Origin of the sequence: Pseudomonas sp. ok272 (assembly GCF_900109995.1) — a bacterium.
In the GTDB taxonomy this organism is placed as follows: domain Bacteria; phylum Pseudomonadota; class Gammaproteobacteria; order Pseudomonadales; family Pseudomonadaceae; genus Aquipseudomonas.
Genome location: NZ_FOCB01000002.1, coordinates 29,863 through 53,089, shown reverse-complemented (window position 1 = coordinate 53,089; position 23,227 = coordinate 29,863). Strand labels below are relative to the sequence as shown.

General features: G+C 63.2%; 21 protein-coding genes. 15 read left to right on the top strand and 6 right to left on the bottom strand.

Translation table 11 applies throughout. The annotated features are described in order from the left end of the window. The first annotated feature begins 52 nt into the window (after positions 1-52). From BMW74_RS03210 to BMW74_RS03170, 9 genes are all read left to right on the top strand, one after another. On the top strand, positions 53-913 hold the full coding sequence (locus tag BMW74_RS03210) for an ABC transporter permease (RefSeq protein WP_093413578.1): 861 nt from the start codon (positions 53-55) through the stop codon (positions 911-913). Continuing rightward, positions 910-1,716, top strand: coding sequence for an ABC transporter permease (locus BMW74_RS03205; protein WP_093413575.1), 807 nt, complete (start codon positions 910-912; stop codon positions 1,714-1,716). The genes BMW74_RS03210 and BMW74_RS03205 overlap by 4 nt, the downstream gene beginning before the upstream one ends. After that, positions 1,709-2,788 carry an ABC transporter ATP-binding protein gene (locus BMW74_RS03200; RefSeq protein WP_093413572.1) on the top strand — a complete coding sequence of 360 codons (1,080 nt, stop codon included), beginning with the start codon at positions 1,709-1,711 and terminating at the stop codon, positions 2,786-2,788. Before BMW74_RS03205 ends, BMW74_RS03200 begins: the two co-directional genes overlap by 8 nt. Positions 2,789-2,821: 33 nt before the next feature. Then, positions 2,822-4,105 carry a nucleotide disphospho-sugar-binding domain-containing protein gene (locus BMW74_RS03195; RefSeq protein WP_093413569.1) on the top strand — a complete coding sequence of 428 codons (1,284 nt, stop codon included), beginning with the start codon at positions 2,822-2,824 and terminating at the stop codon, positions 4,103-4,105. Next, positions 4,098-4,472 (top strand): cupin domain-containing protein, encoded by a 375-nt coding sequence (locus tag BMW74_RS03190; protein ID WP_093413565.1) that lies wholly within the window; start codon positions 4,098-4,100, stop codon positions 4,470-4,472. The genes BMW74_RS03195 and BMW74_RS03190 overlap by 8 nt, the downstream gene beginning before the upstream one ends. Before the next feature lie 141 nt (positions 4,473-4,613). Beyond that, positions 4,614-4,958 carry a cupin domain-containing protein gene (locus tag BMW74_RS03185; RefSeq protein WP_093413562.1) on the top strand — a complete coding sequence of 115 codons (345 nt, stop codon included), beginning with the start codon at positions 4,614-4,616 and terminating at the stop codon, positions 4,956-4,958. Between the two features lie 5 nt (positions 4,959-4,963). Continuing rightward, the gene (locus BMW74_RS03180; protein WP_093414797.1) at positions 4,964-6,004 is read left to right on the top strand and encodes an aminoglycoside phosphotransferase family protein; all 1,041 of its coding nucleotides are present in this window, start codon (positions 4,964-4,966) and stop codon (positions 6,002-6,004) included. A gap of 23 nt (positions 6,005-6,027) precedes the next feature. Next, positions 6,028-7,527 carry an aldehyde dehydrogenase family protein gene (locus BMW74_RS03175; protein ID WP_093413559.1) on the top strand — a complete coding sequence of 500 codons (1,500 nt, stop codon included), beginning with the start codon at positions 6,028-6,030 and terminating at the stop codon, positions 7,525-7,527. Between the two features lie 499 nt (positions 7,528-8,026). Continuing rightward, positions 8,027-8,425, top strand: coding sequence for a carbohydrate-binding module family 20 domain-containing protein (locus BMW74_RS03170; protein WP_093413555.1), 399 nt, complete (start codon positions 8,027-8,029; stop codon positions 8,423-8,425). Between the two features lie 63 nt (positions 8,426-8,488). Here the strand turns inward: BMW74_RS03170 and BMW74_RS03165 are convergent, their stop codons facing one another. The 3 genes from BMW74_RS03165 to BMW74_RS03155 form a co-directional block, all read right to left on the bottom strand. After that, on the bottom strand, positions 8,489-9,802 hold the full coding sequence (locus tag BMW74_RS03165; protein WP_093413552.1) for an NAD(P)/FAD-dependent oxidoreductase: 1,314 nt from the start codon (positions 9,800-9,802) through the stop codon (positions 8,489-8,491). Next, positions 9,799-10,890 (bottom strand): polyamine ABC transporter substrate-binding protein, encoded by a 1,092-nt coding sequence (locus tag BMW74_RS03160; RefSeq protein WP_093413549.1) that lies wholly within the window; start codon positions 10,888-10,890, stop codon positions 9,799-9,801. Before BMW74_RS03160 ends, BMW74_RS03165 begins: the two co-directional genes overlap by 4 nt. Positions 10,891-11,039: 149 nt before the next feature. Then, on the bottom strand, positions 11,040-12,398 hold the full coding sequence (locus tag BMW74_RS03155; protein WP_093413546.1) for a glutamine synthetase family protein: 1,359 nt from the start codon (positions 12,396-12,398) through the stop codon (positions 11,040-11,042). Positions 12,399-12,560: 162 nt separating this feature from the next. Here BMW74_RS03155 and BMW74_RS03150 point away from each other — a divergent pair, with 162 nt between their 5' ends. Further along, complete coding sequence (locus BMW74_RS03150) at positions 12,561-13,472, top strand: helix-turn-helix domain-containing protein (protein WP_093413544.1); 912 nt, start codon at positions 12,561-12,563, stop codon at positions 13,470-13,472. Between the two features lie 37 nt (positions 13,473-13,509). On the opposite strand, the gene BMW74_RS03145 is transcribed toward BMW74_RS03150, so the two are convergent. The 3 genes from BMW74_RS03145 to BMW74_RS03135 form a co-directional block, all read right to left on the bottom strand. Beyond that, positions 13,510-13,845: a hypothetical protein gene (locus tag BMW74_RS03145; RefSeq protein ID WP_256562514.1), complete on the bottom strand. Its 336-nt coding sequence runs from the start codon at positions 13,843-13,845 to the stop codon at positions 13,510-13,512. Between the two features lie 454 nt (positions 13,846-14,299). Next, the gene (locus tag BMW74_RS03140; protein ID WP_093413542.1) at positions 14,300-14,890 is read right to left on the bottom strand and encodes a helix-turn-helix domain-containing protein; all 591 of its coding nucleotides are present in this window, start codon (positions 14,888-14,890) and stop codon (positions 14,300-14,302) included. 193 nt (positions 14,891-15,083) lie between these two features. Further along, complete coding sequence (locus BMW74_RS03135) at positions 15,084-17,045, bottom strand: oxidoreductase (protein WP_093413539.1); 1,962 nt, start codon at positions 17,043-17,045, stop codon at positions 15,084-15,086. A 379-nt stretch (positions 17,046-17,424) separates the two neighbouring features. Here BMW74_RS03135 and BMW74_RS03130 point away from each other — a divergent pair, with 379 nt between their 5' ends. The 5 genes from BMW74_RS03130 to BMW74_RS03110 all read left to right on the top strand — a co-directional run bounded on the left by BMW74_RS03130 (position 17,425) and on the right by BMW74_RS03110 (position 23,145). Further along, positions 17,425-18,474 (top strand): ABC transporter substrate-binding protein, encoded by a 1,050-nt coding sequence (locus BMW74_RS03130; protein WP_093413537.1) that lies wholly within the window; start codon positions 17,425-17,427, stop codon positions 18,472-18,474. A gap of 182 nt (positions 18,475-18,656) precedes the next feature. After that, a complete protein-coding gene (locus BMW74_RS03125; RefSeq protein ID WP_093413532.1) occupies positions 18,657-19,316 on the top strand; it encodes a TetR family transcriptional regulator C-terminal domain-containing protein in 660 nt (219 codons plus the stop codon). A gap of 90 nt (positions 19,317-19,406) precedes the next feature. Then, entirely contained in the window at positions 19,407-20,123 is a 717-nt protein-coding gene (locus BMW74_RS03120; RefSeq protein ID WP_093413524.1) for a response regulator, read from the top strand. Positions 20,124-20,128: 5 nt separating this feature from the next. Beyond that, the gene (locus BMW74_RS03115) at positions 20,129-20,890 is read left to right on the top strand and encodes a substrate-binding periplasmic protein (RefSeq protein ID WP_093413521.1); all 762 of its coding nucleotides are present in this window, start codon (positions 20,129-20,131) and stop codon (positions 20,888-20,890) included. After that, on the top strand, positions 20,887-23,145 hold the full coding sequence (locus tag BMW74_RS03110; RefSeq protein ID WP_093413518.1) for an ATP-binding protein: 2,259 nt from the start codon (positions 20,887-20,889) through the stop codon (positions 23,143-23,145). The genes BMW74_RS03115 and BMW74_RS03110 overlap by 4 nt, the downstream gene beginning before the upstream one ends. Positions 23,146-23,227: the final 82 nt, after the last annotated feature.

Below are 23,227 nucleotides of genomic sequence, written 5' to 3'. Positions count from 1 at the left end.
GCGCGCCTCGTCTCTCTCAAGAAAGCCGACCCAAGGTCGGAGGATTCGATCAATGAGTGCATTGCATGCTGACAGGCGTCTGTCGGCCTGGCTGCTGACGCCTGGACTTAGCTGGCTGTTGGTGTTTCTGGTACTGCCGTGTGTGCTGGTGCTGGTCTACAGCTTCGTCGAGCGTGGTGCCTATGGCGGTATCGAGTGGGTGTTCAGCTGGGAAAACTACCAGCGTGCGTTCGACCCGCTGTACCTGGGCATCCTGCTCAAGTCGGCCAAAATCGCCGGGCTGTCGACCCTGTTCGCGGTGCTGATCGGTTACCCGGCGGCGTATGCGATTGCCCGTGCGCCACGCCGCCGGCAAGCGGTGTTCCTGTTCCTGGTGATGCTGCCATTCTGGAGCAACTACCTGATCCGCACCTACGCCTGGATCGTCCTGCTCAACCGCGAAGGCCTGATCAATCGCCTGCTGCAAATGTTCGGCTACAGCGGCGAACCGATCAACCTGCTGTACACCGAGGCGTCGGTGATCCTGGGCCTGGTCTACAACTACATCCCCTTTGTGATCCTGGCGATCTTCTCTTCGCTGTCGCGGATCAACAATGAACTGTGGGACGCCTCCAAGGACCTCGGGGCCTCGGGCTGGATGACCTTCCGCCGGATCATCCTGCCGCTGAGCGTGCCGGGGATCGCTGCCGGTGCGGTGTTTGTGTTCGTGTTGAGCATCGGCAACTTCATCACCGCCGACCTGCTGGGCGGCAAACAGGTGCAGATGGTCGGCAACCTGATCTATTCGCAGTTCCTCACGGCGCGGGACTGGCCGTTCGGTGCGGCGCTGAGTTTCTTCCTGATCGCGATCATGCTGGTGCTGCTGTTCATCCAGGCACTGATTGCCCGTCGCGCCGAAGGAGGCCGCCCATGAGCCAGCCACGTTCGCTGGGTGCCGGCTTGCTCAATGGTCATTTGGGCCTGGTCTACGCCTTCCTGTATGTGCCGATCCTGGTGCTGATCCTGCTGTCGTTCAACAAGTCCGGGCTACCGACGGCGTGGGGCGGCGTGTCGTTCAAGTGGTACGTGTCGCTGGCCCACAACACGGCGATTCTGTCGGCGGCGCTCAACACCTTGATCGTCGCGCTGTCGGCGACCTTCATTGCCTGCGTGCTCGGCACCTTGCTCGCCCTGGGCGTCGAGTTGCGGCGCAAGGGCAACGACCAGGGCCAGGTGGTCGACACCTTGCTGATGGCGCCCATGATCATCCCGGACATCGTGCTGGCCATCGCCTTGTTGAGTTTCTTCAACCTGCTCAAGGCCGGCCTGGGCCTGCACTCGATCATCATCAGCCATGCGGTGTTCAACATCGCCTTCGTCTGCGCGGTGGTGCGCACCCGGCTCAAGCATTTTGACTACTCGATCCTCGAAGCCTCGATTGACCTGGGCGCCGGCTGGTTCACCACCTTTCGCCGGGTGCTGTTGCCGGCGATCTTCCCCGGTGTGCTGGCCGGTGGCTTGCTGGCGTTCACCCTGTCGGTGGACGAATTCATCATCGCCTTCTTCAACTCCGGCTCAGGCTCTGCCTCGACCACGTTGCCGATGCAGATCTACGCCATGATCCGCTTCGGCGTGACCCCCGAAATCAATGCCCTGGCGACGTTGGTGATGCTGGTCAGCATCACCGCGCTGCTGGCTTCCCAGCGTCTGAACAAGGCTCCTCGCACCCATGAATAACGCATCGGCGGTACTGATCCTGGACAAGGTCAGCAAGTCTTATGGCAACGGTCTGGCGGTCGATGAGGTGTCGTTGAACATCCGCGAGAACGAATTCTTCGCGCTGCTCGGCCCTTCGGGCTGCGGCAAGACCACCTTGCTGCGCATGCTCGCCGGCTTCGAGACGCCCAGTTCCGGCTGCATCTACCTGGACGGCCAGGACATCTCGCCACTGCCGGCCAACAAGCGCCCGCTGAACCTGATGTTTCAGTCCTACGCGCTGTTCCCCAACATGACCGTGCGCAAGAACATCGCCTACGGCCTGGAGATGGAGCGCCTGCCCGAGACCGAGATCCGCCAGCGGGTCAACGAGGTGCTGGCCACCGCGCAACTCAGCGAACTGGCCGAGCGCAAGCCCGATCAACTGTCGGGTGGGCAACGCCAGCGCGTGGCCCTGGCCCGTGCCCTGGTCAAGCGCCCGCGGGTGTTGCTGCTCGATGAGCCGCTGGGCGCGCTGGACAAGAAGCTGCGCGAAAAGATGCAACTGGAACTCAAGCGCCTGCAACACGAAAGCGGCATCACCTTCATCATCGTCACCCACGACCAGGAAGAAGCCCTGGTGATGTCCGACCGCATGGCCGTGCTCGACGGCGGCAAGGTCTGCCAGTGCGGCAGCCCGACCGAGCTGTACGAGAACCCCAACAGCCGCTTCGTGGCCAACTTCATCGGCGTCAGCAACCTGCTCGAAGGCGTGCGTGCCGGCGAGCAGCAGGTGACGGTCAACGGCCATGGGCTGAAGGTCCAGACCCTGCCAGGCGCACCGCGTGGCGAAGCGGTCGCCGTGGTGGTGCGTCCCGAGCGTTTGCAGGTGCTGGGCGAGCAGGGCGGTGAGTGCGACAACCAGGTCGAGGGCCAGGTGGTCGAAGCCGCCTACCACGGCCTGGACACCAACCTGCACGTCAAGACCGTGCTCAGCGACAAGCCATTGATTGTCCGCGTGCCGTCCTCGCAGTTCGAGTTCGCTCATTTCTCCAGCGGCATGACGGTGCGCCTCGGCTGGCAAGCCCGGCATGCCCGCGTACTGACCCACTAAATAATAAAAAGACCCGCGCAGGAGTATTGCTCGATGAAACAGAAAGTAATCGCCTTCTTCCCCGAAGCGGCCTACGGGCCCGCGCTGAACTCGGTGGGTATCGCCCAGGCGTGCGAAGCCCTTGGGCACAAGGCGGTGTTCCTCACCGACCCCGGCATGAGTGGCGTGTACGCCGGCTACGGCTTTGAAGAGCACATGGTGAACATGTCGGCACCGATGCCCGCCGAAGAGATGGCCCGCTACTGGGTGGATTTCATCAACGGCCACATCCCCAACTTTCGCAAGACCCCGCTGGAGCAGATCGACAACTACGTCAAGGAGTGCTGGAGCGCGATTGTCGAGACGGCCAAGTGGGCGCAGAAAGACCTGCCGGCAGTGCTGGACAAGGTCAAGCCGGACTTGATCTGCGTCGACAACGTGATTCTGTTCCCGGCGATCAAGCAATACGGCAAGCCGTGGGTGCGGATCATCTCCTGCTCGGAGAACGAGATCGAAGACCCGGACATCCCGCCGCACCTGTCGGGCATGAGCATTGACGACAAGGCTGGCCACGCGCAATTCCGCCAGCGTTTCGAAGAGGTGGTGGGGCCGATCCACGACGACTTCAACCAGTTCCTCGCGGCCCACGGTGAGCAACCGTACCCGCTGGGGATGTTCTTTGAAGCCTCGCCCCACATGAACCTGTTGCTCTACCCCGATGCGGTCAAGTTCGAGCGCCGTCACCCGCTGCCGCCGGAGCGGTTCCACTACCTGCAGGGCTGTGTGCGCGCCGACACCGCCTATGAGATCCCGACCTTTGCCGCCCACAACGACAAGCCGCTGCTGTACGCCAGCTTCGGCAGCCTCGGTTCGGGTGACGTCGAGTTGCTCAAGCGCCTGATCAGCGCCATCGGCAAGTTGCCGTACCGCGCCCTGGTCAATGTCGGTGAACACCTGGACGAATACCTCGACCTGCCGCCCAACGTGCAGATCTCCAACTGGTTCCCCCAGCCCTCGGTGATCGCCCAGGTCGATGCGGTGATCCACCACGGCGGCAACAACAGCTTCACCGAGTGCCTGTTCTTCGGTAAGCCAGCGATTGTCATGTCCTATGTCTGGGACGGCCACGACAATGCGATGCGCGCCGAAGAAAGCGGTCACGGCTTCAAGCTCGACCGTTACGACTGGGACGACGCGCAACTGGCCGAAAAGCTCGCCGCGTGCTTCAACGATTCGGCGATGCGCCAACGCCTGCAATGCACCAGCGCCCAGATGCAATCACGCAAGGGCCCGGAAGACGCGGCAAAAATTCTGGATAAGGTGCTGTGCGATGCCTGATGTGAATACCACGGCGGGGTTTACCCCCTACCTCGAAGACGTCAGCACCCGCACCGACCTGGTGGACTGGGGCGTGCAGAGTGACGCGGTGGAAGGCGTGTCTCGCTCCAGCGGACGGTTGCTGTACAAAGGCCCGGACAACCGCCCGGAGACCGGACTGTGGGTTTGCACCCCAGGGCGCTGGCGCTTGTCGATTCCCCGTGACGAGCTGTGCCATTTCCTCGCCGGGCGTGCCACCTACCGCCACGACAACGGCGAAGTGATCGACGTCCGGGCCAATACCCTGGTGATGTTCCCCGCCGGCTGGACCGGCGAATGCCACGTGCAGGAGACCCTGCGCAACGTGTACATGCTGGCGGAAGATTGAAGGGCTAACCCCGAACCCGTGGGAGCGAGCCTGCTCGCGAAAGCGATGGGACAGACACATTGATATTGAATGTGCTGCCCCTTTCGCGAGCAGGCTCGCTCCCACAAAAAATACGTACCTACCTTTATAGAAGAGAAAATCATGACCACCCCCTACCTCTACGACCCCCTCAAGATCACCGACGTCAAAGACTGGGGCGTGATCCCCACCATGCTGGAAGGCGAGTCGCGCATCTCGGGCGTGGTGCTGCACAAAGGCCCCGAAGGCCAATCGGAATGCGGCATGTGGATCTGCACCCCGGGCAAGTGGTTCTGCCACGTCACCAGCGACGAGTTCTGCCACTTCATGGAAGGCCGCTGCACTTACGTCCACGAATCGGGTGAAGTGATCGAGATCAAGCCCGGCACCATTGCCTTCTTCCGCAAGGACTGGAAGGGCGTGTGCACCGTCCATGAGACGGTGAAAAAGGTCTACATGATTCGGTGAACGACATGAGCAACGCACGTGCGCAACTGATGACCCAGGACCTTGACCGTACGCGAGTGCGGGCCGAGTTCCTGGCCCGTGCCGGGTATCCCGACGCGCTGTTGGAGGCGTTGCCGGCCGACGCGTCCAGCCGGCGCTACTTTCGCCTGGCGGGCGCCGGGCTGCTGTTGATGGACTCGCCGCCGGCCAGCGAACCCATCGGGCCCTACGTGCAGGTGGCGGGCTACCTGCAATCGCTCGGACTGTCGGCGCCGGCGCTGCGGGCGGTCGACGAAGACGCGGGCCTGGCCCTGATCGAAGACTTCGGCCACGGCACCTACACCCGCCTGCTGGCGGCGGGCGTCGAGGAGTGGGCGCTGTATCGGCTGGCTGTCGATGCCCTGGCGCTGTTGCATAACGCCGCGCCCATCGACACGCCGGCATTCAGCCCCTACGACGCGGCACGCCTGGGCGACGAGTACGCGCTGTTCATCGACTGGTACGTGCCGTTGCTGATCGGCGAGGAACAGGCCCGCGTCTTGCGCGAGCCGTTCATGCAGGTGTTCGCCGAGGCCTGCGCGGACGTCGCGCAGCGCCGGGAAACCCTGGTGCTGCGCGACTACCACGTCGACAACCTGATGCGCCTGGACGATCGCGACGGGGTCAGCGCCTGTGGCCTGCTGGACTTCCAGGACGCCCTGGTCGGCGCGGCGGCCTACGACCTGATGTCGCTGCTCGAAGACGCCCGCCGCGATGTGCCGCCCACCCTGCGCGTGGCGTTGCTGGCGCATTACACCGCGCAGCGTGGGGGGCTGGATGCGCCGCGCTTCATGGCCGACTACCAGGTGCTGGCCGCCCAACGCCACGCCAAGGTGCTGGGCATTTTCGTGCGCCTGGCCCTGCGTGACGGCAAGCAGGGCTACCTGGCCCATCTGCCACGGGTGCTCGACTTGTTCATCTGTGCGCTGGAGGGCCCGGCCCTCGAGCCACTGCGCGACTTTCTCGATCGGCACGTCGCCGGCTGGCGCGACGGGATCCCCCCGGCGGCCCTGGTCCGATTCGCCTGACGTCTCTTTATAAGGAACCTCCGATGAGCACCTTTCAAACCGACAGCGCCTTGCGCTTCATCAACCCCGAATTCCTCACGCCGCTGACCCAGCGCCTGCGCGAAGTCTTCGACCCGGCCACCTTGCAGCCGGTGGGCCGGGTCGCCCTGTGCGACGAAGCCGATGTCCAGGCCGCCATCGATGCGGCCAACGCCGCGCAAAAGCAGTGGCGCCAGGTCGATGCCAAAAGCCGCGCCGCGCGCTTGCACCAGTTGGCCAACACCCTTGAGCAATCGCTGGAGTGCAACCGCGAAGTCGCACGCCTGATGACCCTGGAGATGGGCAAGCCGTTTCCCGAAGCCATGGGTGAGCTGGCCAACTGCGCGCCGATCTTCCGCTACTACGCCGAGATGGCCCGGGACGACGCCGGCAAGGTCGCCGGCACCACGCAGATCGGCTCGTTCCAGCACGTGCGCTACGAACCCTACGGGGTCAGCGTGCACATCATGCCGTTCAACTTCCCGATCCTGCTGATGTGCTGGACCGTGGCCGCCTCCCTGGCGGCCGGCAACGCCTGCATCATCAAGCCGGCAGAAGCCACCACCCTGTGCACCCTCAAATTCATGGAACACTTCACGGCCTTGCTGCCGGGGTTGGTGTCCTGCGTGCCGGGGGATGGCAGCACCGCGCAGTTGCTGATTCAGTCCCCAGGCACCCATGCCGTGGCCTTTACCGGCAGCGTGGCCGCGGGCCAGGCGGTGGCCGTGGCCTGTGCGCAGCGGATGAAACCGGCGGTGATCGAGGCGGGCGGCAGTGACCCGTTGATCATCTCCAAGCACGCGCCGCTGGAAGTCGCGGCCGCCGGTGCAGTGACCGCGGCGTTCCACTTGAGCGGGCAGATCTGCACCTCGGCCGAGCGTTTTTTTGTCGTCGATGAGATCCATGACGCCTTTGTCGCGCGCTTCGCCGAACGCACCAGGGCCTTGCGCATCGGCCATGGCCTGGAGCGCTCGGAAATCGGCCCGATGGTCAGCAAGGCCGCGCGGGACAAAGTCATGCGCCTGGTGGATGACGCCGTGGCCAAGGGCGCAACGCTGGTGTGCGGCGGGCGGATTCCCCCGGAACAGACCGTGGGCTGGTTCTATGAACCGACCATCCTCACCGGGGTGACGGCCGACATGGCGATCCTGCAGGAAGAGTGCTTTGGCCCCGTGGCTGCGATCTGCCGGGTCAGCGACTTCGACGAGGCCATCCGCCTGGCCAACGACTCGCCGTTCGGCCTCGGTGCCTCGTTGTTTTCCACTGACCTTGAAGAAGCGATGGAAGCGGCCGATCGCCTGGAAGCCGGCATGGTCTGGGTCAACAATCCACTGATCGACAACGACGCACTGCCGTTCGGTGGCTGGAAAATGTCGGGCCTGGGCCGCGAACTGGGGCGCCAGGGCCTGGAAGCCTTCCGCCGCTCGAAGATGGTCATCATCGACCACAAACCGCAGATCCAGGACTGGTGGTATCCGTACAGCGACGAAGTGTTCTACCGCTAGCACCGCCTTCGCGAGCAAGCCCGCTCCCACAAGGATCTGAGCTGGGTGCAAGCTTTGTGTCCGGCGTCGACCAAGGTGGGAGCGAGACCGGCTTGCCGGCGAATGCAGCCTGTCAGTTGACTGAGATGCCGACTGATACAGCGCCTTCGCGAGCGGGCTCGCTCCCACGCGGGTCCTCAGCGAATGCAAATCCGGCGCTCGACACGGATCCCCGTGGGAGCGAGCCCGCTCGCGAAAGCGGTGGGTCAGTCAACGCAGATGCTGGCTGTGCCTGACACACCCTTTTCGCGAGCAGGCTCGCTCCCACAAGGTCCGCGGGTGCACACCAACCGCGTGTACGGCCCAAAAAACCCCTGTGGGTTGGCGAATAAGCAGTGGGCGGGACTATCGCCAATGACTCTAATCACCTGTTAGTTCTTACAGGTTACTTTCACTGGGACGGGGACTAGCCTGGGCTTGAGATCAATCGGTTGCTTGAACGCAACATGAGGAGTTCATCATGACCAGGGTTCGTTACTTCCTGTCACTGGGCGCGCTCTTGCTGGCCATGCTGTCTGTGCCCAGCCAGGCTCAAGACGTGCAGTTGACCTATCTACTGAACGTGAGCTTTCGCTGCGAAAACGGCGTCACGACACAGGGCTACAGCGTCTATGTGGTGGGTGCTCGCGCGGAGCTGGGGGATTGGGATCCGGCCAAGGCGGTTCGACTCACCCCGTCGGCCTACCCGACATGGACCGGCCAGGTACGCTTTATAGACGTCAATCCCGGCGTGGTCGTGGAGTGGAAGTGCATCGTTCGCAGCGAGAGCAATCCGAGCGATGTCAAGTGGCAGCCGGACCCCAACAATAAAGTGACGATGGCCTTCACTCCGGAGCCGGTGGCTACCGGCAGGTTCTGACCCGCACAACGCCTCTATGGCCGTGTCTGCGCGACGCGGCCATAGGGGCAGTGTGATGACGCCTTAACCCACCATCTCTTTGACCCGATACCACAACATCCCCAGCGCCAGCAGCGGTGTGCGGAAGGCACGGCCGCCGGGGAAGGTCAGGTGTGGCACCGCGCTGAACACGTCCAGGCCCTGGCTGTGTCCGGCGTGGATCGCTTCGCCCAGCAGGCGGGCGCACCAATGGGTGGTGTTGACGCCATGCCCGGAATACCCCTGGGCGTAGAACACGTTCGGATGCGCCGCCAACCGCCCGACCTGAGGGAAGCGATTGGCGGAGATGCCGATGCGTCCACCCCATTGGTAGTCGATGCGCACGTTGGCCAGTTGCGGGAACACCTTGAGCATGGCCGGGCGCATGTAGGCCGCGATGTCCTTGGGGTCGCGGCCGGAGTAGTGACACGCACCGCCGAACAGCAGGCGACGATCCGCCGAGAGCCGGTAGTAATCCAGGCCGACTTTCTGATCGCACAGCGCCAGGTTCTGCGGGATCAACTCGGCGGCGGCCTGTTCGGACAACGGCTCGGTGGCGATGATGTAGCTGCCGGCGGGCAGCACCTTGCCACTGAGCTTGGGCTCCAACTCTTCCAGGTGCGCGTTGCAGGCCAGCACCAGGCTACCGGCGCGTACCGAGCCGCCGGCACAGCGCACGGTCACGCTGCGCCCGTGAATGATCTCCAGGGCCTCGGTGTGCTCGAAGATCTTCACCCCCAGCGCCTCGGCCACCCGGGCTTCGCCGAGCACCAGGTTCAGTGGGTGCAGGTGCCCCGAGCCCATGTCCACCAGGCCACCGGCATACACCTTGGAATTGACCACCTGGCCAATGTCCTGGGGTGCGATCAACCGGGTTTCATGGGCATAGCCCTGGTCCGCGAGGGTGAGTTGCTCGTCCTTGAACGCAGCGAACTGTGCCGGGGTGTTGGCCAGTTCGCAGAAGCCCCAGCGCAGGTCGCAATCGATGCCGTGCTGGTTGATGCGCTCGCTGACCACCTGCACCGACTCGATGCCGGCGCGCTCCAGGTAACGCACGCCTTCCTCGCCGACGTAGCGGGTAAAACCCGACACGTCATGGCCGATGCCGCGAATCAGTTGCCCGCCGTTGCGCCCGCTGGCGCCCCAGCCGATCTTGCGGCCTTCCAACAGGATCACCGAGAGCCCGCGCTGCGCGAGTTCGATGGCAGTGTTGACGCCGGTGAACCCGCCGCCGATCACACAGACATCGGCGTCCAGGTCAGCGCCCAGGGCAGGGCGCTGCAGCATGCCGTTGGCCGTGGCGGCGTAGTAGGAGCGGGCATGCTCGGTATCAGGGTTCAGGTGTAGGGCTTGATTCATTTGTTGGACTTCACTTTGCTCCAGGAGCGGGTCATCAGGCGCATGGTTTCCGGTGCCTGGGTGCTGGAGATGTAGAGCTTGTCGAGCACTTCCTGGGACGGGTAGACCTCAGGGTTGTTCACCAGTTCTGGGTCCATGAAGGCTTTGGCGGCCGGGTTCGGGTTGGCGTAGCCGACCGCGGCGCTGACCTTGGCGATCACTTGCGGGTCGAGCAGGTAGTTAATGAATTCGTGGGCTTGCTTGGGGTTGCTGGAGTCGGCGGGGATGGCCAGCAGGTCAAACCACAGGTTGGCGCCTTCCTTGGGAATCGCGTAGGCAATGTTCACGCCGTTGTTGGCTTCCTTGGCGCGGTTGGCGGCCTGGAACACGTCGCCGGAGTAACCGAAGGCGATGCAGATGTCACCGTTGGCCAGGTCCGAAACGTACTTGGAGGAGTGGAAGTAGGTGATGTACGGACGAATCGCCAGCAGCTTGGCTTCGGCTTTTTTGATGTCTTCTTTCTTTTCGCTGCGTGGGTCCAGGCCCATGTAGTTGAGCATCGCCGGGAACACTTCGTCGGGCGAGTCCATCATCGACACGCCGCACTGGGTGAGTTTCTTCAGGTTCTCCGGTTCGAACAGCACCGCCCAGGAGTCAATGTGGTCGACGCCCAGTGCCGCTTTGATTTTGTCGACGTTATAGCCGATGCCATTGGTGCCCCACAGGTAAGGCACCGAGTGCGCATTACCGACGTCGTTCTTCTCCAGCAGGGTCAGCAGCTTGGGATCGAGGTTCTTCCAGTTGGGCAGTTGCTCGCGGTCCAGCTTGAGGAACGCCCCGGCCTGTACCTGGCGGGACAGGAAGTGGTTGGACGGCACGACCACGTCATAGCCGGTACGGCCGGCGAGGAGCTTGCCTTCCAGGGTTTCGTTGGAGTCGAACACGTCGTAGATGACCTTGATCCCGGTCTTGGCCTGGAAATCGACGAGAGTGGTCTCGCCGATGTAGTCGGTCCAGTTGTAGACACTGACTGTGGGCTGGGCGGCCTGCGCCATCGCGCCGCACAACAGGCCAAGAGCTACAGGAACTACGGATTTCAAGAGACGCATGTCGACACCTTTTTTAGATGATTGTTTTAAGTGCACTTCAGTGTGGGAGCGAGCCTGCTCGCGAAGTGGGTGGGTCAGGCAACATTGATATTGACTGACCCACGGCTTTCGCGAGCAGGCTCACTCCCACAGGTTTTGTGTGTTGTCTGTCAGACGCTCAGCAACAGGAACTCACGTTCCCACGAGCTGATCACCCGCTTGAAGTTCTCGTGCTCGGCGCGTTTGACCGCGACGTAGCCTCGCACGAACTTGGTGCCCAGGTACTCCTCGATGGTCGCGCAGTCTTCCATGTGGGCCAGGGCGTCTTCAATGGTGATCGGCAGGCGCAGGTTGCGGCGCTCGTAGGCGCGGCCTTCGACCGGTGCGCTTGGGTTGCAGCCTTCGATCATGCCCAGGTAGCCACACAGCAAGCTTGCGGCGATCGCCAGGTACGGGTTGGCGTCGGCGCCCGGCAGGCGGTTTTCCACGCGCATCGCGTCGGGGCTGGAGGTCGGTACGCGCAGGCCCACGGTGCGGTTTTCGATACCCCACTCGACGTTGACCGGGGCCGAGGTGTCCGGCAGGAAGCGGCGGAACGAGTTGACGTTGGGTGCGAACATCGGCAGCAACTTGGGGATGTACTTTTGCAGGCCGCCGATGTGGTGCAGGAACAGCTCGCTCATCTGCCCGTCTTCATTGGCGAAGATTGGCTTGCCGGTCTCGATGTCCACCACGCTCTGGTGCAGGTGCATGGCGCTGCCGGGCTCGTCGCCAATCGGCTTGGCCATGAAAGTGGCGGTGACGTTGTGCTTGAGCGCCGCTTCGCGCAGGGTGCGCTTGAACACGGTGATCTGGTCGGCCAGGTCGAGGGCGTCGCCGTGACGGAAGTTGATCTCCATCTGCGCCGGGCCGTCTTCGTGGATCAGGGTGTCGAGGTCCAGGCCTTGCAGTTCGCACCAGTCATAGACATCTTCGAACAGCGGGTCGAATTCGTTGGCCGCGTCGATGGAGAACGACTGGCGACCACTTTCCGCGCGGCCGGAGCGACCCAGCGGAGCCTTGAGTGGCAGGTCCGGGTCTTCGCAGCGTTGGGTCAGGTAGAACTCCATTTCCGGGGCCACGATCGGCTTCCAGCCCTTGTCGGTGTACAGCTGCAAGACTTTCTTCAGTACGTTGCGTGGCGACAGCTCAATCGGGTTGCCGAACTTGTCGAACGTATCGTGGATCACGATGGCGGTGGGCTCGATGGCCCATGGCACCACGTACACTGCGTCGCTGACGGGCTTGCAGACCATGTCGATATCGGCCGGGTCCAGCAGGTCGTAGTAGATGTCGTCGTCGACAAAGTCCCCGGTTACCGTTTGCAACAGCACACTTTCCGGCAGGCGCATGCCTCGCTCATGCAGGAACTTGTTGGTAGGCGCTATCTTGCCGCGTGCAATGCCGGTCAGGTCGCTGACTACGCATTCGACTTCGGTAATCTTGTGATCTTTCAGCCAGGTGGACAGCTGATCGAAAGGGGCGTTCATAAAGACCTCATTATTGGTTTTATCCGCGCCAGGTTTCAGCTACCCGAACGGGAAGGCTTCCCCTGTAGCGCGTTGACGTCTATCTTGAGGCACGCGTTTTGTTACATCTATCCACTTTCAGCAGCCTTTAAATGCACCAAAAGAGTGCGTTCGGACGTCCCCATGACAGTGCTAAACCCCTTGCATGTGCAGGCCTTCAACAGTGCCGATGTCGCTGACCAGATACGCGCCACACCCGGCTGGGTGCAGCACTATCAGCAGATGTCACCCGGGCATTTTGCGGGCTTGGTGCGTTATCTGGACTTGCAGGGGGTGGAGATCTACGAGGAATGCATGAACACCCGGGTCGAGCAGAACTTCAGTGCGCCGGAAGGCTCGCTGACGTTTTGTTTCGATCGCAGCGACAACGCGCTGTATGTGCTCAACGGGGAAAGTCGCAACATCTGGATCACCCCGGAGAACTACCAGGAAGTGGCGGTGGTGTTCGGTCCCGAGTTCCTCAAGCGCCATGGCGTGAGTGTGGCGCGCCTGGAGGGGCTGTTCATGTCAGCGCTCAACTCCCAGCAGAACGCGCTGTTCAGCCGCTGGCTCAGCGGCACCCTGACGCGCCTGTCCCAGGCCATCGACCCACCGAGCCGCGAAGCCTTGACCCAGCAACTGCTCGAGGACTGCCTGTTCATCCTCGACAACGCGTGCGTCTGCCTCGACCCGGCGGCCTTGCAGCGCAGGGAGGGGGAGCGGGTGATCATGAAGCGGGTCGGGGAGTGGGCGGCGGACACCCAGGAAGAAAGCGTCAACCTGCTGGAACTGGCCGAAGTGGCCGGGGTGTCGTTGCGCCAGTTGCAGCACGCGTTCAAGACCTACACCGGCATGGCCCCGGGTCATTGGCTGCGCCTGCGCCGGCTCAACAGCGCCCGGCGCGAACTATTGAGCAGCCGCCCGACCCACACCACCGTGGCCGAGGTGGCGATGCACTGGTCGTTCTGGCACCTGGGACGGTTCTCCAGCAGCTACCGGGCACTGTTCCAGGAGTTGCCCAGCGATACGCTCAAGCGTTCGCCGTTGCGTCGATAAGCGAAGTGTGAGGGTGGGCAGTGGTTCCAGGTCGTCGTTAATTTGTTTGCCTGAATTTTCCACACAACCCATACCCCTCATAGCCATGCACGATGTTCCCCAGCACCATAAACGGGCCGCATGCATAAAACGGTGATGTAAACCGTTGCCCTGGCTGCACCTCACAAACGGGTAGTTTTAATGGAATGGGGATGACAACCGCCACGAGTGTTATGCCGCACCACTCTCGTGTCGTCGGTGCATCGTACGTTGTTTCATAAGCGGCGATCTTCTCCGGCATTGACACCACCACCCCAACACAACCTGAGAGATAGATGGGTGTCACGATGATGGCGATTGATTTTAATATTCGTAGTTGTTGAAGAGACATCATTAACCTAGCCCGTAATCCCTATTCTTAAGTGTTTCAACGTGATCTGAATGCCGTGATTTTTTGAGCGCGAGAATTGAGCCCATTTCAACGTTGCACATCGGAAAACGCGGAGAAGGGTGAACTCAATATTTATGCCAGTTTAGTTAAACTTATTAAATATCAGCTTGTTACATGTTTGTTGGCGGGGTTTTTATACATATTAGGTAACGGCGTACTAAAAGGTGCGCAAGAACTCGCGCAACACGACACAACTTCCTGCGCACTGGATATATAGGCTGAGCAGCACGGGCTTGCAGCTGTGTGAAGCGGGGGTATGTCGAAAAGTAACCGCGCAACTTCTTGCGCATCGTCGCCATGGAAAAGTGTTCAGTGGCCCAGCTTCGAGTGAGCTGTTTATTTCGCACCCCAGCTGTCTAGCAATCCACGCGAGCCAACAGCTGAGGCTGACTACCGATTAGAACGTCGGCGGCGTAATCACCCAGATCACTACCGCATCCACCTCGCCGGGGTTGCCGTAGCGGTGGGGCTCTTTGCTGGCGAAGCTGAAGCTGTCGCCTTCGTTGAGCTGGAAGTAGCGCTCGCCCACCCACAGTTCGAAACTGCCGGACAGCAGGTAGCCGGCTTCTTCGCCTTCGTGGCTGTAGCTCTGCTGGGTGTAGGTGCCTGGCGGGAAGCGTGAGTGGAGCATTTCCAGTTGGCGGTTGGGTTGTTGTGGGCTGAGCAGGTGGTCGACGATGCCGTCTTCGTAATGCACGCTCATGCGGCTGTTCTTGCGCACCACGATGCCGACATCCTCGGGGGCGGTGTTGGCTTCGCTGGCGAAGAACCACTGAATGGTCACGCCCAGGCTGCGGGCGATGTTGAACAGCGCCGGGATCGACGGATAGGCCAGGTTGCGCTCCAACTGGCTGATGTAGCCAGCGGTCAGCTCACTGCGCTGGGCCAGTTCGGCCAGGGTCATGCCCTGGCGTTTGCGCAGGCCACGAATCCGCGTGCCGAGGAAGTGCGCCTGCGTGGCGGGCGTGGCTGGGGGGGTGCTGCTCATGGTGAGCTCCGAACGGGGGAAGGGTGAGGCTCCGTCAGTTGACACTGATCCTGTGGGAGCGGGCTTGCTCGCGAAGGCGTCGTGCCAGTCGACATGGAGGGTGACTGACACTCCGCCTTCGCGAGCAAGCCCGCTCCCACAAGGGATTGCGTCGTACTCAAGCCCAACCTAAAGCCCCGGAGTATAAACAGCCTTAAAGCTCCCAGGCGACTTTCAAGCCTTCGTAGATCGCTTCTTCGGCCGTGCGCGGCGCCAGGCAGTCGCCGATGCGGCGCACCGGCACCAACCCGTGCAGCTCGTCTGCCAGCGTATCCACCGGCTGATGGCCCTGGCACAGCACCAGGGTGTCGACGTTTTCCAGCAGCATCGGCTCGCCGCTGGCGGTGTGTTGCAGGTACACGGTGTTGTCGTCGCAGCCGTAGAGACGGGCGTACGGGGTAATCGGGATCCCCAGCTTGTGCAGTTCGCCGGCCAGTTGGTCACGCACGTACAGCGGCAGGTTTTCCCCGCAGTGGGTGCCGTTGACCGCCAGTTGCACCTGGTGCCCGGCCCGGGTCAGGCGTTCGGCAATGCCCGGGCCGATCCAGTCGCAGCGCCAGTCGACCACCACCACGGAGCGGCCAATCTTCACTTCATCGCGCAGCACCTGCCAGGCGTCCACCACTTGCAGTTCGCCGCCACGCTCAAAGGTCGGCCAGTAGGGTTCAGCGCCGGTGGCGACGATGACCATGTCCGGTTTCTCCCGCTCGACCAGGGCGCGGTCGACCCGGGTGTTGCGCACTACACGCACACCCGCCAGCGCCATCTCGTGCTGCAAGTTGGTGCTGGCACCGCCGAATTCAGCCCGGCGCGGCAGCAGTTGCGCCAGCAGCACTTGGCCACCGAGTTGCGCGCTGGCCTCGTAGAGCGTGACCTCATGCCCACGCTGGGCGGCCACGGCGGCGGCTTTCATCCCGGCGGGCCCACCGCCGGCGATCATGATGCGCTTGCGTTGGGTGGCCGGTGTGCGCTGGCCAAAGATCAGTTCGCGCCCGGTTTCCGGGTGCTGGATGCAGGAAATCGGCAGGCCCTTGTGGAAGTGGCCGATGCACGCCTGATTGCAGGCAATGCAGGCGCGCACATCTTCGGCGCGACCGGTGTCGGTTTTGTTGGGCATCTGTGGGTCGCAGATCAGTGCGCGGGTCATGCCGCACACATCGGCCTGGCCACGCGCCAGGATCAACTCGGCTTCCTGGGGCTGGTTGATGCGCCCGGTGACGAACAAGGGAATCGACAAGCCGGCCTTGAACGTCCCGGCTTCCCGGGCCAGGTACGCGGCCTCGATCGCCATCGGCGGCACGATATGCACCGCGCCACCCAGGGAGGCCGACGTGCCGGCGACAATGTGCACGTAATCCAACTGCGCTTGCAGCAACTGCACCGCCGCCAGGGATTCGTCTTCGGTCAGGCCTTCGGGGTCGCGTTCGTCGGCCGAGATGCGCAGGCCGATGATGAACTGCGTGTCGGTGGCGGCGCGCACCGCCGCGATGACTTCACGGAGGAAGCGCAGGCGCTGCTCCAGGTCGCCGTTGTAGCCATCGGTGCGGCGGTTGACCCGGGGGTTGATGAATTGCGCCGGCAGGTAGCCATGGCTGGCGACCACTTCCACGCCGTCGATCCCGGCCTGGTGCAGGCGCCGGGCAGCGGCGGCGTAGCCGGCGACGATGTCGTCGATCATCCCTTGGTCCAGCGCCCGGGGCATCACTCGGAAGCGCTCGTTGGGCACGGCCGAGGCCGAGTAGGCGACCGCCAGCAGGCCGTCGCTGGACTCCATGATTTCCCGGCCCGGGTGGAAGATCTGCGACAGCACCACGGTGCCGTGGGCATGGCAGGTGTCGGCCAGCCGGCGGTAACCCTCGATGCAGGCGTCATCGGTGGCCATCAGCACGTGGGAGGTGTAGCGCGCACTGTCATGCACCCCGGCCACTTGCAACACGATCAACCCCACGCCGCCTTCGGCGCGGGCCTTGTGATAGGCGATCAACTGCGCGTTGACCAGGTTGTCGGTGGGCATCGAAGTGTCGTGTCCGCTGGACATGATGCGGTTCTTCAGGCGTTTGCCACGCAGTTGCAAGGGCTCGAACAGGTGGGCGAAAGCAGTAGCGGCGGACGGCATGGGACGGTACTCCAGCAGGCTGTAGCCAAAAGGTCGGGGCAAGGGACGCAGTCTGCAAATCACTGAGAATCCAGGTGGGGGGCGAGCTCGTCCGCGAAGGCGTCGGCACAGGCAACAGGGATGTTGAATGTGCTGGCCGCTTCGCGGGCAAGCCCGCTCCCACAAGGGATCTCCACTGTGTTGAGCAATCTGTTGACCTGGCTGGCCGACCTTTCGGCGTTGTTATTATTGCCCTATATAAATTTACCTTCAGTAAAGAATCAACTTGTTTTTTTACTGGCTCTTGCAGTAGCTTCATCGGGCTCCCGTTCCTGGGGTGCACCTCTCAACAATAAAAAAGGGCCTGGCCTGCATTGGGCACCTGCAAGAGGACTCATCGATGAAAGGCAACATGCTCAAACACGGTTTTTATACCTTGTTGCTGACCCAGGCCCTTGGCCTTGGCAGTGCTCAGGCCGCCCCGGACATGGTGGTGGTCGGTTACGGCGGAGCCGGACAAAAAGCCCAGGATGTGGCGTTCTTCCAACCCTTCAGCAAGGTCGATCAGAGCAAGCTGATCCAAACCGAATACAACGGCGAGATGGCCCGGATCAAAGTCATGGTCGACACCGGCAACGTCGATTGGGACGTGGTGCAGATCGAAGGCCCGGACCTGTTGCGCGGCTGCGACGAAGGCATGTACGAGCGCCTGGACTGGACCCAACTGGGGCACGCCAAGGCGTTGATCCCCGATGCCGCGCAGGAATGCGGTTCCGCCGCCCTGGTGTGGAGCGTGGCGATTGCCTACGACACCGACAAACTGGCCCAGGCGCCGACCTCATGGGCGGATTTCTGGGACGTGAAAAAAATCCCCGGCAAGCGCGGCCTGCGCAAGCGCGCGGTGTACAACCTGGAGTTCGCCTTGCTGGCTGACGGGGTCAAGGTCGAGGACGTGTACACCGTGCTCGTGACGCCGGAAGGGGTGAACCGCGCCTTCGCCAAACTCACCGAACTCAAGCCCTACATCCAGTGGTGGGAAGCCGGCGCGCAACCGCCGCAATGGCTGATGGCCGGCGACGTGGTGATGACCTCGACCTACAGCGGTCGCATCGCCTCGGCGGCGCAGGCCGGCAGCCATGTGCAACTGGTCTGGCCGGGGAGCCTGTATGGCATGGATTACTGGGCCATCATCAAGGGCTCCAAGCACGTGGACCAGGCCAAGCGCTTTATCGACTTCGCCAACCAGCCGGACGCCCAGGTCAAGTACGTGCAGCAGATCCCGTATGGCCCGACCAACACCGCGGCCGCCGCCCAACTGGACGATCAACTCGCCCAATGGGTGCCCACCGCACCGCAGAACCTCAAGGGCGCCCTGTCGATGAACGTCGGCTTCTGGGTCGATCATGGCGAAGAGCTGGAAGAGCGCTTCAACGCCTGGTCCAGCAAGTAACCCCCGGCCCGTAGGAGCGAGGCTCGCCCGCGAAGGCGTCGGCGCAGTCAACATTGATATCGAATGCGCAGGCGCGTTCGCGGGCAAGCCTCGCTCCTACTGGTAAAGTTGCTGTACAGTCGTTCAGCTCGTGAGCATCCAGCACGGGCTTTTTAACGATTGAACACAGGAGCGTGTCGCGCATGAGTCAGGAAGCCCGTTTTTCCCGCATGGAACCGGAGTTGCGCAAGGCCAATCTGATCGAGGCGACGCTGGTGTGCCTCAAGCGCGACGGCTTCCAGGGCGCGTCGATCCGCAAGATCTCGGCCGAGGCGGGGGTGTCGGTGGGCCTGATCAGTCATCACTATTCCGGCAAGGACGAACTGGTGGCCGAGGCCTACATGGCGGTCACCGGCCGGGTCATGGGCGTGCTGCGCCTCGCCATGGAGCAGGCCGCACCCAGCGCCCGCGAGCGGCTGTCGGCGTTTTTTCGCGGCTCATTCTCCGCCGAAATGATCGACCCGCAACTGATCGACGCCTGGCTGGCGTTCTGGGGTTCGGTCAAGACCTCCGAGGCGATCAACAAGGCGCACGACCATTCCTACGGTGAGTACCGCAGCATCACGCGCACCGCGTTGAGTGAGTTGGCGCAGGAAGAAGGCTGGGAGGCCGCCGGTGAAAACTTCGACGCCGACCTCGCCGCCATCAGCCTCAGTGCGCTGCTCGACGGCCTGTGGCTGGAGTTGGGCCTGAACCCCGGCACTTTTACCCCGGAGCAGGGCGTGCAGATGTGTGAAGCCTGGGTGGACGGTTTGCAGGCCGGCGGCCGCCAGCGATTCAGCCGGCCAGCGGAGGACTATTGATCAGCCGTTCAGCAATGGCTAGTCTGACCCCCGTGCAAGACAACACTCTAATAAGAAACACGCCTTCGGGCATACGCAGGACACCACGCAATGACGTCCCGGGTACTGATCGTCGATGACGATCCGCTGATTCGCGAACTGCTGCACGCCTACCTGTCCCAGGAAGGCTACGACGTCCACTGTGCCGCCACGGCGGAGCTGGCCGAGACCTTCCTCGCCAGCCAGACGGTGGATTTGGTCATGCTCGACATCCGCTTGCCGGGCAAGGACGGACTGACCCTGACCCGTGAACTGCGGGTGCGCTCGGAGGTGGGGATCATCCTGATCACCGGGCGCAATGATGAGATCGACCGCATCGTCGGCCTCGAATGCGGTGCCGATGACTACGTGATCAAGCCGCTCAACCCACGGGAACTGGTGTCCCGGGCGAAGAACCTGATTCGTCGGGTCCGCCATGCCCAGGCCCCGCAACCGATCACCGCCGTGGCCAAGCCGGTCAAGCAGTTCGCCGCCTGGGCCCTGGACACTGACAGGCGTCGGCTGATCGATGCCGAGGGCGGCGAAACCCTGCTGACCCATGGCGAGTACCAATTGCTCAACGTGTTCCTGCGCAACAGCGGCCACACCTTGAGCCGCGACCAACTGATGGATCAGATCCGCAACCGCGAGTGGGTGCCCAACGATCGCTCTATCGACGTATTGGTGGGCCGCCTGCGCCGCAAGCTGCACGACGACCCGGCCGAACCGCAATTGATCATCACCATTCACGGCGCCGGCTACCTGTTCACCGCCAGCGTGGCGGCCTGAGGCCCATGTCGCGCTGGGCGTGGCTGCTGATGCTGCTGGCCGGCAACGCGCTGGCCGTGGACAGGGTGCGCTACTGCGATTACCCGGTGTACCCGCCGATTTCCTGGAGCGACGGCCAGCAGGTGCGTGGCCTGGCGCCGACCGTGGTGAAAACCCTGTTCGGCCGCTTGGGCTATGAGGTCGAGGTGGTCGTGCTGGGCAACTGGAAGCGTTGCCTGCTGGATGCCGCCGAAGGCCGGGTCGACGTGGTGCTGGCCTACAGCAGCGTGCAGCGCGAGCAAAGCCTGGTGTTTGCCGCGGTGCCGGTGTTGCGCGAAGAGGTGGCATTGTTCGTCAATCGCCAGCACCCGCTGCGCTTCGAGCGCCTGGAAGACCTGGCCAACTACCGGGGTGGCCTGCTGTTCGGGGAAAGCTACGGCGCGGACTTCGACCGCATGGTCGCGCTACACCACAACATCGAGTGGGTTTCCGACAGCCGCCAGAACTTCGGCAAGCTGCTGCGCGGGCGCATCGACTTCATCACCCAGGAACGGCGCACCGGCCAGTTGTACGTGGAAAACCTGCCGGGTGGCCAGGACATCGTCGCCTTGCCTAACGCCCTGAGCGTGGATTACCTGCGGGTCGGGGTGTCGCGTCGTTCACCGTTGGCCAGCGACATGCCCCGGATCAACGCGCTGTTGCAGCAACTGGTCGATGCCGGCGATATCGAGCGCTGGCTCGATCAGAGCGAAGTGGCCTACCGCGACATGATCAAGGAGGGTCGATGATGCGTGCCCGGCCCGGTGGCCTATTGCGCCGTCTGCTCCTGTTCATCCTGCTGTTCAGCCTGTGCTTCACCGTGCTGGCCAGTACCGTGCAGTTGTACATCGAATACCGGCGCGAGATGCGGGACATCGACTCGCGCATGGCGTTGATCCGGGCCGGTTACCTGGCCAGCCTGGAGCGCAGCGTGTGGGACCTGAACCAGGAGCAACTGAACGTGCAATTGCGCGGGCTGGTGGACTTCTCCGACGTGGCGCGGGTGCGCTTGAGCAGTCCTGACTTCGACCTGCTGCAGGGCGATCCCGAGCCAGCAGGGCCACTGCGTATCGAGCGTTTTCCCCTGGAGTTCCAGCCACCTTCCGGGCCGTTGCGGCATCTGGGCGAGCTTGAAGTCAGCACCGACCTGGGCGCGGTGCACCGCCGGCTGTTCGCCACTGGCTTGAGCAGCCTGCTGTGGATGAGCGTATTTCTGTGCGGCCTGGCGGTGGCGTTGTCGGGGTTGTTCTATCGATTGGTCACCCGCCACCTGCAAGTGATGGCCGGCTTTGCCCAGCGCATCGCCTCCGGGGATTGGCACGAACCCTTGCGCCTGGACAAGCGGGTGGGGGGCAAGGACGATGAAATCGACAGCGTCGCCCACGCGCTGGACGAAATGCGCCGGGCCATTCTCAGTGATGTCGAACGCCGCGAAGCCGACCGCCTGGCCCTGGAAGACAACCGCGATCAACTGCAGCGTATGGTCGAACGCCGCACCGCCAGCCTGATGCGGGCCAAGGACGAAGCCGAGGCGGCCAACCTCGCCAAGTCGCGGTTCCTGGCCACCATGAGCCACGAACTGCGCACGCCCCTCAATGGCATTCTCGGCATGGCTGAACTGCTGCGTTCGGCGCGCCTGGGCGAGCGCGATGGCAAGCGCCTGGATGCGTTGCACAAGGCTGGCGTCGGGCTGTTGAGCATTCTCAATGAGGTGTTGTACTTCGCCCGGCTGGAGGAGGGCGCGACCCACCCCGAACCCGTGGACTTCTCCCTGCGTCAGTTGCTCGACGAAGTCTTGACCCTGCTCGAACCCCGGGCCCTGGGCAACGACACCACGCTGCATGGGCTGATTGATCCGCAAGTGGCCGAGCATCATCACGGCGCGGAACAGTTCCTGCGCCAAGTGCTGAGCAATCTGCTGGCCAACGCGATCAAGTTCACCGCCGGTGGGCAGGTCAGTGTCGCCGTGGTGCTGCTGGCACCCGCGCCCGAACAGCCCGGGCAACGGCTGCGGGTCAGCGTCACCGACAACGGCATCGGAATTGCGCCAGAGATGCACGCGAGGATTTTCGAGCGTTTCACCCAGGCCAGCGACGCCGTGGCGCAACGCTATGGCGGCACCGGCCTGGGGCTGGCTATCAGCAAGCACCTGGTGGAGCAACTGGGAGGGCAGATCGGCGTCGACAGTGAAGTGGGGCGCGGCAGTTGCTTCTGGTTCGAGCTGACCTTGGCGCCGGCCAGCGCCAAGGCCGAGGTGGCTGCAGACAGTACGCCTTCGCCGGCGCTGCGGATTCTGGTGGTGGAGGACGTGGCCCTGAACCGCGAGGTGGTCACCGGCTTGCTGCAACGCGACGGGCACGCGGTGTGGCTGGCCGTCGACGCGGAGCAGGCGCTGGTGCTGTGCGCCGAGCAGCGTTTTGATGTGCTGTTGCTGGACGTGCACCTGCCGGGGATCAGCGGCGTCGAACTGTGCCAGCGCCTGCGCAGCACGCCTGGACGCAATCAGCACAGCCGGCTCTTCGCCTTGACCGCCAGTGTGCAGCCGGCCCTGGTGCGCGGCTATCTGGAGGCCGGCATGGACGGCATCCTGGCCAAGCCTTTGAACCTGAACCACCTGCGCCAGGCCTTGGCCGGGCAACTACCGATGGCCGACGCCGAGACCGACGACCCGGCGGTGGACTGGTCGTTGCTGCACACCCATCGCACCTTGCTCGGCGAGCAGAAGGTCCGGGGGTTGCTGGAGGTGTTGCGCGCGGCCATCGGCCAGCACCGCGAAGCGCTAGGGGAAGCGATCGAAGCGGGCGATTGCACCGACGTCGTGCAACTGGCCCATCGCCTGGCAGGCAGCAGCGCGTCCATGGGCTTTCGGGCCCTGGCGTTGGTGCTGGGCGCATTGGAGACGGCCGCGCTGGACAACGATGAAGCGGCGACCCGGGCCCTGGCCGGTGCGGTGCGCGAGCAAGTGCAGGTGGCCCTGGACACCCTTGACGGCTTGTTGCACTGATGCACAGCTTTGTTACGACTTCGCACAACTTCGATCCCCACGGTTAACGCGAACTTACATGGCCTTCCAATAATCGAGGCAA

Coding starts and splice junctions, on each gene's coding strand:
- BMW74_RS03210 (WP_093413578.1), top strand. CDS start 53: ATGAGTGCATTGCATGCTGACAGGCGTCTGTCGGCCTGGCTGCTGACG.
- BMW74_RS03205 (WP_093413575.1), top strand. CDS start 910: ATGAGCCAGCCACGTTCGCTGGGTGCCGGCTTGCTCAATGGTCATTTG.
- BMW74_RS03200 (WP_093413572.1), top strand. CDS start 1,709: ATGAATAACGCATCGGCGGTACTGATCCTGGACAAGGTCAGCAAGTCT.
- BMW74_RS03195 (WP_093413569.1), top strand. CDS start 2,822: ATGAAACAGAAAGTAATCGCCTTCTTCCCCGAAGCGGCCTACGGGCCC.
- BMW74_RS03190 (WP_093413565.1), top strand. CDS start 4,098: ATGCCTGATGTGAATACCACGGCGGGGTTTACCCCCTACCTCGAAGAC.
- BMW74_RS03185 (WP_093413562.1), top strand. CDS start 4,614: ATGACCACCCCCTACCTCTACGACCCCCTCAAGATCACCGACGTCAAA.
- BMW74_RS03180 (WP_093414797.1), top strand. CDS start 4,964: ATGAGCAACGCACGTGCGCAACTGATGACCCAGGACCTTGACCGTACG.
- BMW74_RS03175 (WP_093413559.1), top strand. CDS start 6,028: ATGAGCACCTTTCAAACCGACAGCGCCTTGCGCTTCATCAACCCCGAA.
- BMW74_RS03170 (WP_093413555.1), top strand. CDS start 8,027: ATGACCAGGGTTCGTTACTTCCTGTCACTGGGCGCGCTCTTGCTGGCC.
- BMW74_RS03165 (WP_093413552.1), bottom strand. CDS start 9,802: ATGAATCAAGCCCTACACCTGAACCCTGATACCGAGCATGCCCGCTCC.
- BMW74_RS03160 (WP_093413549.1), bottom strand. CDS start 10,890: ATGCGTCTCTTGAAATCCGTAGTTCCTGTAGCTCTTGGCCTGTTGTGC.
- BMW74_RS03155 (WP_093413546.1), bottom strand. CDS start 12,398: ATGAACGCCCCTTTCGATCAGCTGTCCACCTGGCTGAAAGATCACAAG.
- BMW74_RS03150 (WP_093413544.1), top strand. CDS start 12,561: ATGACAGTGCTAAACCCCTTGCATGTGCAGGCCTTCAACAGTGCCGAT.
- BMW74_RS03145 (WP_256562514.1), bottom strand. CDS start 13,845: ATGATGTCTCTTCAACAACTACGAATATTAAAATCAATCGCCATCATC.
- BMW74_RS03140 (WP_093413542.1), bottom strand. CDS start 14,890: ATGAGCAGCACCCCCCCAGCCACGCCCGCCACGCAGGCGCACTTCCTC.
- BMW74_RS03135 (WP_093413539.1), bottom strand. CDS start 17,045: ATGCCGTCCGCCGCTACTGCTTTCGCCCACCTGTTCGAGCCCTTGCAA.
- BMW74_RS03130 (WP_093413537.1), top strand. CDS start 17,425: ATGAAAGGCAACATGCTCAAACACGGTTTTTATACCTTGTTGCTGACC.
- BMW74_RS03125 (WP_093413532.1), top strand. CDS start 18,657: ATGAGTCAGGAAGCCCGTTTTTCCCGCATGGAACCGGAGTTGCGCAAG.
- BMW74_RS03120 (WP_093413524.1), top strand. CDS start 19,407: ATGACGTCCCGGGTACTGATCGTCGATGACGATCCGCTGATTCGCGAA.
- BMW74_RS03115 (WP_093413521.1), top strand. CDS start 20,129: ATGTCGCGCTGGGCGTGGCTGCTGATGCTGCTGGCCGGCAACGCGCTG.
- BMW74_RS03110 (WP_093413518.1), top strand. CDS start 20,887: ATGATGCGTGCCCGGCCCGGTGGCCTATTGCGCCGTCTGCTCCTGTTC.